This is a genomic window from Alteromonas sp. W12, assembly GCF_001924945.1.
GTDB classification, from domain to species: Bacteria; Pseudomonadota; Gammaproteobacteria; order Enterobacterales; family Alteromonadaceae; genus Alteromonas; species Alteromonas macleodii.
The window spans coordinates 1,699,759-1,714,048 of the sequence record NZ_LQXH01000001.1; the positions used below are offsets into that span (position 1 = coordinate 1,699,759).

Below are 14,290 nucleotides of genomic sequence, written 5' to 3' on the forward strand. Positions count from 1 at the left end.
GATATTTGCTTACAACCTATATGCTTACCTTTGTGCTAGCACATTACATACAAATACTGTGCTATTGGTTAATTGATTCAAGTACTGGCAGTATTCTAGACACTTTATCTAGGGTTTCTTGATATTCTTCGTTAGAAACAGAATCTAGCACAATACCACCACCGGCCCAGCAATGTAATCGACGGTTCTCTGCCAATACGGTTCTAATACAAATACTTGAATCCATGTCTTCACGAAAACCCATATAGAACACGCTGCCACAGTAGATATTCCGGCGGTGAGGCTCTAGCTCATCGATAACTTCCATCGCGCGGATTTTCGGTGCTCCAGTTATTGACCCCCCAGGAAATGCTGATGCCAGAAGTGATAAAGGCGAAGAAGACTCATTCAATTCACCAGTTACCGTACTTACTAAATGGTGCACAGCCTGATAACTTTCAAGAGCAAAGAGTGCGGGTACGTTCACCGTGTGAGGTTTGCAGTGCTTTGAAATATCGTTGCGCAGCAGATCTACAATCATAAGATTTTCTGCACGGTCTTTTTCTGCTGAGAGCAAGCTCTGAGCACTGGCGGCATCTTCTTCTTTGTCTTCAAATCGCGGGCGTGTACCCTTTATCGGTTTTGTTTCTACAACCCCATCTTTAACGCGTAGAAAGCGCTCTGGTGAAATGGAAGCAATACAGCCTTGGGGCAGGTTATAGAAAGCTGAAAATGGCGCTTGATTTTGATTGCGTAGCTCACAATATGCTTGCCACATATTCCCTTCAAACGCTGCGCTAAAACGTTGCGCCATATTTACTTGGTAGCAATCACCGGCACGCAAATAGGCGTGTATTTTATCCAAACAAGCTTCATATTCCGTTTTAGACAAATTTGATTCGAACCGCGACGTTAACTTGAAATTTGGCTCAGGTGTTTCGTCGTTGAACGAAGAAAAAACCTGAGTCAGTGGTTGACTGTCAACGGAGCAATAATAGATGTAACCTGTTTTTGTATCTTCAATAAGTGAACGAAGATAAAGGCCAACCGCGAAATCAGGGGTTTCGTAGTCATCTTTGGCGATGCTTGGCATCGTTTCGTAAAAGCGCCCAGTGTCATAGCCTGCCATACCAGCCACACCGATAATAAAAGGGAGGTGCGCTGTATTTACACTGGCATGTATGTTCACATTTGAAACGCGCGCATGTAAGTGTGCTTGCACCGCTTCAAAGGGAGCTAATGTCAATTGCTGACGCTTTGAAGTGTTTAGTTCGATGAGTTGAACATTATCACCTTTTGCTTCGATAACTGCGGAAGGTGAAAATGCCATAATATTGAAGCGTCCTTCACTTTTCGACGAACCAGAAGTATCGAGTAAAAGAGAATATGGGCGTGTAGAGACTCGCTTAAAAAGTTCATTGAAAACGGCTGTGTTCTCGTCACAATTTAGCGCTAATTTATCGGCTAATTCCTCTGCAGTGAAACGGGAAACATGAACGTGAATAGTATCTGCGTGTGACATAGGTGTTTTCTGTACTTCTTTTTATCGTGGGCGTTTGGTGCTTGAATTAAGCACAAACTTCCTTCTATTTTTAACTGGCGTTAACAAATAAGGGCTAATAACCGATCACATTAGGCTGCTTTTTCAGATATCCCTTCAGCATAGTTTTTAAAAATGACTGGAATTAGCCACAAGCACATGGTTTTACATGGTGCGTTGTCTTTAGATGCGCTAGTATACGCTTTTTTAGCTAGCTAAGACCACGAAAGCCAAATAAAAAGAGGATGTCATGACCGTTATCCGTCAACAAGACTTCATTGACAGCATTGAAGATGCCCTGCAATTTATTTCTTATTATCACCCGCTCGATTACGTTAAAGCCGTAGAAGAAGCCTATAAAAAGGAAAAGAGCCAAGCCGCGAAAGACGCGATGGCGCAAATTCTTATCAACTCACGCATGTCTGCAGAGGGTAAACGCCCTTTGTGTCAAGACACGGGGATCGTAACCTGTTTTGTTAAAGTTGGTATGGGTGTGACATGGGATAAAACTGACATGACCGTTCAAGAAATGGTTGATGAAGGTACACGTCGTGCATACCTTAATCCAGACAATCCACTTCGCGCCTCTATCGTTGCTGACCCTGCCGGTGCGCGCAAAAACACCAAAGACAATACGCCATCTGTTGTGCATATCGACATGGTAGCGGGTGAAAAGATCGAAGTGATGATCGCGGCTAAAGGCGGCGGTTCTGAAAACAAGTCTAAAATGGTAATGCTTAACCCAAGCGATGATATTGCTGACTGGGTAGTAAAAACTTTGCCGACGATGGGGGCTGGCTGGTGCCCTCCAGGAATGCTGGGAATAGGTATTGGCGGTACGGCTGAAAAAGCAGCGGTACTTGCAAAAGAAAGCCTTATGGACCCAGTAGACATTCAAGAGCTTATAGAGCGCGGCCCGCAAACTACCGATGAAAAACTTCGCTTAGAAATTTTTGACCGCGTAAATAAGCTGGGTATCGGTGCACAAGGCCTAGGTGGTTTAACGACCGTTGTTGACGTTAAGATTAAGTCGCTACCTACTCACGCTGCGTCAAAACCTGTAGCAATGATCCCTAACTGTGCGGCGACTCGTCACGCACATTTTTATCTAGATGGTTCGGGTCCAGCGGAGCTTACGCCACCTAAATTAGAAGATTGGCCAGAAGTAACTTGGGAAGTGAGCGAAAACACTCGCCGCGTTAACCTTGATGAAGTAACAAAAGAAGATATCCAAGAGTGGAAAGTAGGCGAAACGGTACTGCTGTCGGGTAAGATGCTTACCGGTCGTGATGCTGCTCACAAGCGCATTCAAACCATGATGGAAAATGGTGAAGGTTTACCGGAGGGCGTTGACCTAACTAACCGGTTCATCTATTACGTTGGTCCTGTTGACGCTGTAGGTGACGAAGTGGTTGGTCCGGCTGGCCCGACAACGGCTACCCGTATGGATAAGTTCACAGACATGATGCTAGAGAAAACAGGCCTTATTGGCATGATTGGAAAAGCAGAGCGTGGTCCAGCAACCGTTGATTCAATTGCTAAACACAAAGCGGTTTATCTAATGGCAGTTGGAGGTGCAGCGTACCTTGTATCTAAAGCCATTAAGAAATCTCGTGTCGTAGCATTCGAGGACTTAGGTATGGAAGCAATTTACGAGTTCGACGTAGAAGACATGCCAGTAACCGTTGCAGTAGACAGCACGGGTGCCAATGCTCACAAAAATGGTCCGGCCATTTGGAAAGCAAAAATTGAAGAGCTTGATGCCTCGCTATCTAAATAGAGAGGAAGACAAAACTTAAGATGAGCCGTTCTGCTTAAGAAAGCTAATTAGGTTTTTCATCACAATATAAAAAACGGGTGCAATAGCACCTGTTTTCATTTGTGTAGTTTCATTTTTTCAAGGGTTTACGTGCTAGACGTTTTGCCCCAATTTCATTTTAAATTTATACCAGTTGGTATATTTATCTGATTTTGTTTATAGTGCTGTACAAAATAACAGTATGAACGTGCACTATGTTAATTAACCTTATTTCTAGCGAGCCCATTTCCTTTCTTATAGCCTTCGTAAGTGTGTGTGCTTTTTCACTTTATTCATTTATTCGAGGCCAGGCGAATGCCGCCAAGATAGCGCAGCTTTCGCAAATCAATGAGCAGCTACAAAATGATTTGAATAGCGAGCGTATTGCTATTGCCAAGCTTCAAGCACAAAACGAAGCGCACCAAGCAAGAATTCAGGCGCTTCATGCTGCGCATGAAGATAAGCTTGCGTCTATGAATGCATCTGAACAACGTCTGCATACGCAATTCGAAAATCTAGCAAATCGGATATTTGAAGAAAAGCAACAGCGTTACACGCAACAAACAAAACACAATATAGAAGCTGTTTTGGCGCCATTCAAAAACGAGTTAGATGGTTTTAAACGTCAAATCTCAGAACAACACATACGTGAGGGGCAGGAGCGAGCCTCACTTAAAACAGAGATTCTAAGTTTAAAGGCTCTCAACCAGAAAATTACGGAAGAAGCTGCAGCGCTGACCAATGCACTAAAAGGTGACAATAAAAAGCAAGGAAACTGGGGCGAAGTAGTGCTTGAGCGGATACTCAAAGAATCTGGTTTACGCGAGGGTCATGAATTTGAAACACAAATGTCAGCAACATCAGAGCACGGCAAGCGATTTCAACCAGATGTCGTGGTGCATTTGCCAAATGATAAAGATGTGATCATAGATTCAAAAGTAAGTTTGGCGGCCTATGAAAGGTATTACAACTGTGATGATGAAGCTGAGAAAGCGCAATTTTTAAGTCAACATGTGGCTTCTATAAAAGGGCACATCAAAGGCTTAGGCTCGAAGGACTACCAAACGCTGAAAGGCATAAAGACACTGGATTATGTGTTACTTTTCATTCCCATTGAGCCTGCATTTCTGATTGCTGTCGAAGAAGAACCAGATTTAGTCACAATGGCACTTAATCACAATATCATGTTGGTTAGCCCAACTAATTTACTGGTTGCACTGCGTACTATTAATAACATTTGGCAGTATGAGTACCAAAATCAAAACGCACAGCTTATTGCGGAACAAGCAGCAAAGCTTTATGACAAGTTCGTTGGGTTTGTGACGGATATGGAAAAAGTAGGTAAGTCGATGGATACCGCTCACGCAAACTACGAACAAGCAATGAATAAGTTAACCAGTGGAAGAGGGAACTTGGTAAGGCAAATAGAAAAGTTTAGAGAACTTGGCGTACAACCCAGTAAGCGAATGTCTCAGCACTTACAGCAACTTTCTCAAGACGATTAAAAAAGGCCGCAATTGCGGCCTTTTTTCTCTTATCAAAAAACGTTATGAACGTTTCATGCGTCTACGTAGGTAAACTGCTGGAGCAAGAAGCAATGCAATCCAGCCCATTGAACCACCACCCGATGTATCGTTTACACGAATTGTTACGGTTTCTGTCGTAGTATCGATGCCGTCAGTTGCAGTTACTTCAACCGTTACTTGACGAGCCTGTTCATGACTTGGCGCGGTGTCAGTGATTGATGATGTAGCCATACCATTTACGGTAATAGTTACGTCGTCACCGTCCGGGTCAGTTGCAGAAGCCGTCACGGTGTATGACTCACCTTCATCAACGCTAGTTGGAGCAGATATCGAAATAACTGGAGCATCTTGCACACCCGCAACCGCTACAGTTACTGTGCCTTCACCAACAATATCACCTTCTACCGGCTCTTCATTTTCATCAATGGTACCTTCAACACGCACGGTATACGTGAATGAATCTTCACCGAAGAAGTTAGTATTTGGAGCGTAGGTCACCGTACCATCTTCATTTACTGTAACTGTACCGTTTGCAGGCTCAGTAGTTACTTCAACAGTCGATGGATCAAGTGGCGCTTTATCAATAGTGATTGGCGTAAACGTACGGAAGTCACCTGAAAGCGATTCCATGGTAAATGTGTTGATGATTGTGCTGTCCATTTCATTAGCAAGGATGTTAGCCGTTACCGACGCATCTTCGTTAACTGAAAGCATGTCATCCATGTATTCGCTTGAAGGAACAACGGTACCGTTATAGCTGAACTCAATTTCATCACCAGGAGATGATGCTAAAATGAATTCATCACCTGAAACAGGTAACGTTCCTTGTGCCCCCGCAGATGTTAACGCACCAAGAGTAAAGCCAGCTGTACCCGTTGGATTCTCGAACCCAGCAACAGTAGCGTATTGAGGGCTATCCATATTTCCGTATACGAAGTGGATGGTATCAAAAGCAAAGTCATACCAAATTTGGAAGTTAAAGCTTGTATCAGGAATGCCCCACAGCTGTGCATTTTCCCATTCAATTACTAGCAATGAGCCATTAGGACCATTCAAGCTAGCAGCATATAAGTTACCTGTACCTTCATCTCCTGCGTCAGTACCTAATAAATCAAGGTCTGTCCAGAAAGGTGCTAGTACATTGTTAGGTTCATTACTGTTTGGCATAACAGCAGGCGTAGGCGTTGTTACGTTTCCTGAAGATGTCCCCAAAGATATATAACCGTTTGAAGAAATCTGCATTGAGGTGTATGCCTTACCTAGATACGTCATCTCAGGAAGGTCTGAGATAGTGATTGAGGTATCATCACACGAACCTGAACAGGTTAGAGGTTGTACTCCCAGCGCGGCCATTGGAAGGTAACCACCCGTTAGTGCAGCGATAGTAGTATCTGCGTCTAATGAGTAAGACGAGGTGTTCAACGCACCTTCCCAGTAGATTTGACCTTTGTCAGCATCGTAGGATACAGGCTCTTGGTTTCCGTTCTTAACCGCAGCAATAGTAGATGGATCAATCTGGAACTTGTGGTCTACTGTTCCTGTAACACCAATCATGCCAGTAACATTTTGGTTTGTCGCTGATGCAGAAACTCTAACCAGTTGACCTTCTTCAGCCACTTGCGTGCTAACGTCACTGCTAAATAATTCAGGTCTATCTGTGCTGATTGGATAAACTGCAACGGGAATAAAGTAATCCGTTGTTGTATCGTCTGTGTCTGCCCAGTTAATGCCCCCGAAAGACCATGACCCAGTTGAAGCCGTTGTAACGTCTACTGCAACCATGATTTCAGCAGATGCACCTGCAGGTAGCGTTGCCATTTGCGGCGTCACTGTTGCCGAAATTGCTGGATCATTGAACATAGCTGTTGCATCAACAGTTATGTCTTCATCGCTGGTGTTAGTTACCGTGATAGACATTTCACAGTTCAAGTAGCAATTACCATCTACAAGGCTTAGGTCGCTATAAGTTAGCTCAACTGTCGTTGCGCGAGGTAAGTCTAAACGGCCAGCACCCATGTCGAAGTTGTCTGCTTGTGTAGTCGCATCTTCTTTTAATACGTCACGAATTGAAGAGGTTACTAGCGCGCTCTTAATTTGTTGTGCAGTCCAATCAGGATGCATTTGTTTAAGAAGTGCAGCTGCTCCAGCAACGTGAGGCGATGCCATCGATGTACCGTTTTTGAACGAGAAGTTCTGGTCTTCGTGTCCTGGTGCATCTGGAGATTCACCAGAGAAAATACGCGTACCAGGAGCGGCAATGTTGGGCTTAAGGAATGAAGGATCGCCATTCGGTCCACGAGAGCTGCTTTCATTCATGATGTCAGCAAGGCTGTCTGAAACAACGCGAACAATGTCACTTCCAATGGTTACGTTTAGTGCTTCGTCTGTTGCTACCGCTAAAGACGCAAGTTCTTGCCCTGATGTCGCAGGAAGCATAAGTGAAGGAATGGTTTGTGCTTCACTCAGGCCGCCCATTAATATTGGCGCTTCGCCGCGTCCATCGACATTGTGAACAAGAACAGCAGTTGCACCAGCAGCCTCTGCGTTCTCGATTTTTGTTACAAAGCCACATGTACCACGGCTGATAAGCGCAATTGCACCGTCAAACGCGCCTGCAGCAAATGCATCACAACCTTCAACGTTTGCCGCATCTACTTCACCTGCATAAACAACCGGTGCGGTAATTGGGCTATCAAATACAATGGCTGGATTGCCTACAGAATAAAGTGCTGGAATTGAACCGATAGTGGTGTCACCTTCAATTGTCACTTCATTTGCAAATAGACGACCCGTTGTTGTGTTTGCAACGGTGATTACATCTTCTGAGCAGCCAGGGCAGCCAATCGTACCTTCATTTGGACCGTCATTACCCGCTGCGAAGACGGTAACCACGCCAGCATCGTGCATTGCTTCAAGTACATCTTCATAAATAGAGCCGTTCGGGTTGCCGCCAGCGCCGCCGCCCCACGAGTTATTTACAATGTCGGCGCCGTCAGTAAGCGCGGCTTCAAGCATTGATAAGAGCATTGAAGAGGCGCCGCTAGAAGACGCTGGGTTAGCAGGTGTGGCATAAAGGCCTTTATAAACCATTAGGTAAGCGGCTGGAGCAACACCTGAGATTTCAGCTTCTGCACCATCGCGCTCAGCCATTACACCGTAGTTACCAACAGCAGTACCGGCAACGTGAGTACCGTGACCGTTAAAACCGAGTGGGCTTTCATATTCTTCTTCAACAACTGAGAAGCCTTCTACGATATCGGCTGCGCGAGCTACGATAAGTTTGTTGTTACAGAAATCAGGAACTTCTGAGCAGTAGTCATCAGTAGGAAGCGTTTCAGCATCTGGAGCTGTGAAGTTTTCACCACTGAATAGCGGGTTTTCTGGGCGAATACCGCTATCAATAATCGCAACTTTTACACCTGCGCCTGCATTTTCTTTACCACCAAGCTGTTCCCAAGTTTCTACGGCACCAATGAGGTCCAAACTTGCGTCCATTTGTGCGTGATGAATGACGTCAGGATATACTGCTTTCACCGTTGACAGGCTTGAAAGCTGATCAAGAGCACTTTTTGAAACGATACCCGCAAAGCCATTGAACGCAGCCGTATATGACATATCAGCTTTAAATGACTTGTCGAAAGACTTGATAGATTGAATAACGGATTGCTGTTGCGATTCAAGGAATGATTTATATTCCTTTGCTGCGCTTGATTCAAAGTTAACCTTTTTACCTTTGTGCGCAGCCATACTGCTTACACTTGGGTTTACAGCGCTGAATTGCGCCATCGGTACATCAGTTAGCTGGACGATAACACGTACACTATTGCTATTTGCTTGAATGGCATTTGCAAGAATATTCTTCTTATCGAACGACGCCTCAATGGCATTTTGTTGCTCTACGCCGTAACCAGATAGTTGATTTGATATAGCTAAAGCACCAAAAGCTGAGCCCGCTAATGCGGTAGCAACAACTGTACTTAGGATTGTTTTTTTCATAATTATTCTCGTGTGAATAGTTCCCTGGAGCCCAACGATTTTCTTGTTTGCTTCAAAGGTCATTCGCCTCGTTTAAAACGCAACTTATCGTTGTGACTATCTATTACTAGCACACTTTTTTTCTTTTTGTAACGTGTGTTTCTGCAATACACAACTTACACATTTTGTTACATTTAACGGTGAATAGACGTTGCATAGATAACTCCCTTTTTTACTTGAAGTTATACACCGACGTGGTTTGGCATCCTAAGTTGTAAAAATCTAAATACTTTGTCCACTTAGGCGAATAAGAAACATCTGTCCTACGTGATTTTCATATTTTTTACATAAGGTTTACGTTTTTAGGACGAATATCCTTTTCATTTAGACTAATTGAGTATGTCTATTTCACCCATTTGAAAAAATGCCAATGAATAAGTAGGACGCTCCTGCATTTTCTCAACTAGCATATTGGTATCACTATAAGTCGCTATTAACCCTCATATTTAAGGGGAACAAACGTGAAAGACAGAAATCATTTGGCCGAAGTAAAAACAACAAATAAGGTCGAAATTATTACTAAAGGGGTTGTTGATATCCCAATGCTGCAAATCCTTTCTTCCGAAGGTGAACTCATTGAAAAAGCAGTTGAACCTGACCTCAGCAAAGAAGAAGCATTAAAAATATTTAATACCATGCATTACATTCGAGTATTGGATGAACGTATGGTGGGTGCACAGCGCCAAGGTCGTATTAGCTTTTACTTGGCAAGCACAGGTGAAGAAGCGGCGTCAGTAGCAAGTGCAGCAGCACTCTCAGACGACGACATGATCATGTCTCAGTACCGTGAGCAAGGCGCTTTAGCATATCGCGGGTACACTACAGAACAATTCATGAACCAAATGTTTAGCAATAAAGACGATCCTAACAAAGGACGTCAAATGCCTATCCATTATGGTGACAAGCCACTTAACTTCATGACTATATCTTCACCACTAGGCACACAGATCCCTCAAGCATCTGGTTACGCCTATGGCCAGAAAATGTCGGGTAAAGATGTGGTTACTATCTGTTACTTCGGTGAAGGTGCAGCGTCTGAAGGAGACTTCCACGCAGGGTTAAATATGGCCGCTGTTTTAAACTGCCCAGTTATCTTCTTTTGCCGTAACAATGGCTACGCCATTTCAACACCAGCAGAAGAGCAATTCGCGGGTGACGGCATTGCTTCTCGTGGATTAGGTTACGGTATTAAAACTATCCGTGTTGATGGTAACGATGTGTTAGCCATTTATGCAGCTACTAAAGAAGCCCGTCGTATTGCCATTGAAGAAAAGTGTCCTGTACTTATTGAAGCCATGACTTATCGCTTAGCGGCGCACTCCACGTCAGACGACCCAACAGGCTATCGCTCTCGTGAAGAAGAAGATAAGTGGCGTGCAAAAGACCCTATCGCTCGAATGGCGAAATGGCTAGAAAGCAAAGGCTGGTTTGACGAGGCTGAGAACCAAAAACGCGTCGATAAAGCAAGACAAGACGTTTTAGCAGCAATGAAGAGTTGTGAAAAGACTGACGTATGTGCCATTGAAGACATTGTCGAAGATGTATACGACACAGCACCTTGGCACTTAAAAGAACAACTCAGTGAATTGAAAGCGCATATTAAGAAGTACCCGAAGATGTACCCTAAAACAGCAGGGAGAGTAAAATAATGGCTAAGATGAATCTACTTCAAGCAATTAATAATGCACTCATCACAGCCATGACCGAAGATGAAAAAGTAATGGTCTTTGGTGAAGACGTGGGCCATTTTGGTGGCGTGTTCCGTGCAACCAGTCACCTTCAAGAAAAATTTGGTAAGGCGCGTTGCTTTAACACGCCGCTTACTGAACAAGGCATTATAGGCTTCGCGAACGGCTTGGCCTCACAAGGCTCTGTACCTGTTGCTGAAATTCAATTTGGTGATTACATTTTCCCTGCGTTCGATCAAATTGTGAACGAGACGGCTAAATGGCGCTACCGTTCAGGCGGTCAGTTCGATGTTGGTACGCTAACAATTCGTACACCTTATGGTGGCGGTATCGCTGGCGGCCACTACCACAGTCAATCACCAGAGGCATTCTTCGCTCACTGCCCAGGGTTAAAGATTGTTATCCCTCGTGACCCATATCAGGCGAAAGGTTTGTTGCTTGCGTCAATTCGCGATAAAAACCCCGTATTGTTTATGGAGCCTAAACGTCTTTACCGTGCTTCTGTATCGGAAGTGCCTGAAGAAGATTACGAACTGCCATTAGGTAAGGCAGATATTGTTCAAGAAGGTAGCGATATCACCTTATTAGGGTGGGGCGCGCAAATAGAAATTCTGCAAAAAGCCGCAGAAATGGCTCTTGAAGATGGTGTGTCATGTGAAATCATTGATTTGCGCAGTATATTACCGTGGGACGTTGAAACGGTTATGCAATCTGTAATGAAAACAGGTCGTTTATTGATAAACCACGAAGCACCGCTAACAGGTGGCTTTGCGAGTGAAATCGCAGCGAGCATTCAGGAACGTTGTTTCTTATATCTTGAAGCGCCTATTGCGAGAGTGTGTGGTTTAGACACGCCGTATCCTTTGGCGCACGAAAAAGAATATATGCCAGATGAAACGAAGACGTACGAAGCCATAAAACGTACGCTTCACTACTAAGCCGGGGGACGATCAAATGACAATTGAATTTATCTTACCGGACATTGGTGAAGGTATAGTTGAATGTGAACTTCTGGAATGGTTAGTTTCTGAAGGTGAGCATATAGAAGAAGATCAACCTGTCGCGGAAGTAATGACCGACAAGGCTACCGTGCAAATTCCTGCAATGCATGCGGGTGTGGTTAATAAACTGCATTACGCGGTAGGCGATATCGCTAAAGTGCATGCACCGTTATTCTCTATGACGCCAGATGATGGCGACGCTAACTCAGATACACATGAAGACGCGCAAGCGGAAGTAAAAGACAATGCGTCTGAAACAGCGACAGCGAATGATAGTGCTTCTTCAGGCGCTTCAAACGGCAAGCACATCGAAGACTTTATTTTGCCAGATATTGGTGAAGGTATTGTCGAGTGCGAAATTGTGAAATGGAACGTGGCTGAAGGCGATGAAATTGAAGAAGATCAAGCCGTTGTAGAAGTGATGACCGATAAAGCGGTGGTAGAAATACCTGCTAAAAACGCGGGCACAGTGCATCGTCTTTATTACGCGCAAGGCGATATAGCGAAAGTGCATAGTGCATTGTTTGCGTTAGAAGTTGCCGGTGAAGTCACAACTACTAGCGGTACTAATGACGAATCACCGTCAGCAAACAACAGCGCTTCAAGCGTTGCATCTCAAAGTTCAGTGAACACGCAAACAAACGGTTCAAGTCAGCAATCATCGCAAATTGCTCCTTCAAAATTCAGCGACGGCGAATACGAGCCACCTATCGCTATAGAAGGTAAAGTGTTGGCTAGCCCCGCGGTAAGACGTGTTGCAAGAGAAAAGAATATCGACCTTTCTACTGTGGAAGGCTCGGGTAAAAAGGGACGGATCCTTAAGTCTGACGTGTTGAATCTACAACATTCGAATGTTGACACGTCGTCTCAAAATACGTCATCTTCTGCGCCAAGCTCATCTAACGCAGAAAAAGGTGATTTGAATAGCACAAGCACTGTGCTTAAAGGCAGCGTTAGAACAGAAAAAGTACGCGGTATTCAGGCAGCTATGGCGAAGCAAATGTCGGCTTCGGTCTATACTATCCCGCACTTCACAGTTAGTGATGAGTTGGTAATGGACAACCTGATGTCGCTACGCAAGCTGCTTAAACCTGAATTTGAAGCGAAGAACGTAAAACTCAGCTTTATGCCGTTTTTCGTTAAAGCAATGTCGTTGGCACTTAATGAGTTCCCTGTCATTAACAGTCAGCTTAACGAAGACGCCACTGAGATAAGCTACTTCGCAGATCACAATATTGGTTTTGCAGTAGACTCTAAAATTGGTTTGCTTGTACCCAATATTAAGCGTGTTCAAGACCTATCTCTGTTGGATATTGCTGTTCAAATGCAGGATATTATCGAACAAGCCAGAGCGGGCCGCGTGGCTGGCGAGCACCTAAAAGGCGGTACGATTAGTATCTCTAATATCGGTGCAATAGGCGGTATTACCGCAACGCCAGTAATTAATAAGCCAGAAGCTGCTATTGTTGCTCTCGGTAAAACGCAGAAACTTCCGCGTTTTGATGATGAAGGGAATGTTAGCGCGCAAAATATCATGGCGGTTAATTGGTCTGGCGACCACCGTATTATTGATGGTGCGACTATGGTGCGATTCAATAATCTATGGATGAGTTACCTAACTCAGCCAGAAAAAATGTTGATGCACCTTAAGTGATATCATTCAAAGCAATTTGATTTGCAGTAACAATATTTTAAAAGGGCCAATAGCAAAACTATTGGCCCTTTTTTGATTTGTATACCTCAAAGCGCGTTAACGTTATTATAGAGCACTATAAACAAACGAAAATTTTACTGAGGTTTTGTGCTTAGTTATCAACATGCCTTTCATGCGGGCAACCACGCTGATGTCATCAAACATCTTTGTTGGATTGGCGTTATCAATGCATTAAAGAAAAAAGATAAACCTTTTACGCTTTTCGACACCCACGCAGGCGCGGGCGCGTACGATCTAACCGATGCCATGTCATCAAAAAATAAAGAGTATGAGACGGGTATATCTCGTTTGCTTATAGATGATAAAGGCGTTCAGGACTTGCCAAATTTGTTGGCCGACTATTTATCGTTGTGTGAACCGTTTTTAGCACAACAACAATATCCGGGCTCGCCGGCAATAAGCGCAAAAGCGAAAAGGGATAGTGATAATTTACACCTAATGGAACTTCATCCTGCGGAATTCGATAAACTAGACAAAAACGTATCCCGTTTACGTACCCTTAATAGCCACGTCCATAAACGTGACGGGTACGAAGGGCTTCGTGCACTCACGCCACCTAAACCCAATCGCGGTGCTGTTTTAATCGACCCCCCTTATGAGCGCGTGAATGAATATAGCGACCTTGTTAAGGGTGTGGAACAGGTATTTAAACGCTGGCAGCAGGCACAAATCGTAGTGTGGTATCCACTATTGTCAGAGAGGGCTGGCGCCAAAAGTGGTGCAAGTGAAGCTATGTGCGAGAAGCTTGCAGCATTAGGTAAACCCTGTTTTAAAGCAGAAATATGCGTGGAAGAAAATACCGCTGATGCCGGAATGTATGGTTCGGGCGTATTCGTTTTGAACCCGCCTTGGCAGCTAGATACTAATTTAAAAAGCGCGTTAGAAAGCGTTGTTGGTATGCTAGGTGAAAATGAAGCAGGTTATCACGCTACAGCGCATGTTACCTGGATAAACGAAGATAATTGATTGCTGTGCAGTTTAACAATGGTAAGCGTATCGCTGCTGATTA

At 44.2% G+C, this 14,290-nt stretch carries 8 protein-coding genes; 6 read left to right on the forward strand and 2 right to left on the reverse strand.

The window, feature by feature from the left end; genetic code table 11:
• Positions 1–61 precede the first annotated feature (61 nt).
• The gene (gene pabB, locus AWH61_RS07215) at positions 62–1,501 is read right to left on the reverse strand and encodes an aminodeoxychorismate synthase component I (RefSeq protein ID WP_075176595.1); all 1,440 of its coding nucleotides are present in this window, start codon (positions 1,499–1,501) and stop codon (positions 62–64) included.
• 268 nt (positions 1,502–1,769) lie between these two features.
• On the opposite strand from pabB, the gene AWH61_RS07220 reads away from it, so the two are divergent.
• On the forward strand, positions 1,770–3,299 hold the full coding sequence (locus tag AWH61_RS07220) for a fumarate hydratase (RefSeq protein WP_014949528.1): 1,530 nt from the start codon (positions 1,770–1,772) through the stop codon (positions 3,297–3,299).
• Between the two features lie 233 nt (positions 3,300–3,532).
• Positions 3,533–4,822 (forward strand): DNA recombination protein RmuC, encoded by a 1,290-nt coding sequence (gene rmuC / locus AWH61_RS07225; protein ID WP_075176596.1) that lies wholly within the window; start codon positions 3,533–3,535, stop codon positions 4,820–4,822.
• A gap of 42 nt (positions 4,823–4,864) precedes the next feature.
• On the opposite strand, the gene AWH61_RS07230 is transcribed toward rmuC, so the two are convergent.
• Positions 4,865–8,839: a S8 family serine peptidase gene (locus AWH61_RS07230; RefSeq protein ID WP_075176673.1), complete on the reverse strand. Its 3,975-nt coding sequence runs from the start codon at positions 8,837–8,839 to the stop codon at positions 4,865–4,867.
• Between the two features lie 500 nt (positions 8,840–9,339).
• On the opposite strand from AWH61_RS07230, the gene AWH61_RS07235 reads away from it, so the two are divergent.
• From AWH61_RS07235 to AWH61_RS07250, 4 genes are all read left to right on the forward strand, one after another.
• Entirely contained in the window at positions 9,340–10,527 is a 1,188-nt protein-coding gene (locus tag AWH61_RS07235; RefSeq protein ID WP_075176597.1) for a thiamine pyrophosphate-dependent dehydrogenase E1 component subunit alpha, read from the forward strand.
• Positions 10,527–11,504, forward strand: coding sequence for an alpha-ketoacid dehydrogenase subunit beta (locus tag AWH61_RS07240; protein WP_061095031.1), 978 nt, complete (start codon positions 10,527–10,529; stop codon positions 11,502–11,504). Before AWH61_RS07235 ends, AWH61_RS07240 begins: the two co-directional genes overlap by 1 nt.
• 16 nt (positions 11,505–11,520) lie before the next feature.
• The gene (locus AWH61_RS07245; RefSeq protein ID WP_075176598.1) at positions 11,521–13,221 is read left to right on the forward strand and encodes a dihydrolipoyllysine-residue acetyltransferase; all 1,701 of its coding nucleotides are present in this window, start codon (positions 11,521–11,523) and stop codon (positions 13,219–13,221) included.
• Between the two features lie 147 nt (positions 13,222–13,368).
• A complete protein-coding gene (locus AWH61_RS07250) occupies positions 13,369–14,247 on the forward strand; it encodes a 23S rRNA (adenine(2030)-N(6))-methyltransferase RlmJ (protein ID WP_075176599.1) in 879 nt (292 codons plus the stop codon).
• Positions 14,248–14,290 lie beyond the last annotated feature (43 nt).

Excerpts from the sequence above, each read along its gene's own strand:
- pabB (WP_075176595.1), bottom strand. The coding sequence starts at position 1,501 with ATGTCACACGCAGATACTATTCACGTTCATGTTTCCCGTTTCACTGCA.
- AWH61_RS07220 (WP_014949528.1), top strand. The coding sequence starts at position 1,770 with ATGACCGTTATCCGTCAACAAGACTTCATTGACAGCATTGAAGATGCC.
- rmuC (WP_075176596.1), top strand. The coding sequence starts at position 3,533 with ATGTTAATTAACCTTATTTCTAGCGAGCCCATTTCCTTTCTTATAGCC.
- AWH61_RS07230 (WP_075176673.1), bottom strand. The coding sequence starts at position 8,839 with ATGAAAAAAACAATCCTAAGTACAGTTGTTGCTACCGCATTAGCGGGC.
- AWH61_RS07240 (WP_061095031.1), top strand. The coding sequence starts at position 10,527 with ATGGCTAAGATGAATCTACTTCAAGCAATTAATAATGCACTCATCACA.
- AWH61_RS07245 (WP_075176598.1), top strand. The coding sequence starts at position 11,521 with ATGACAATTGAATTTATCTTACCGGACATTGGTGAAGGTATAGTTGAA.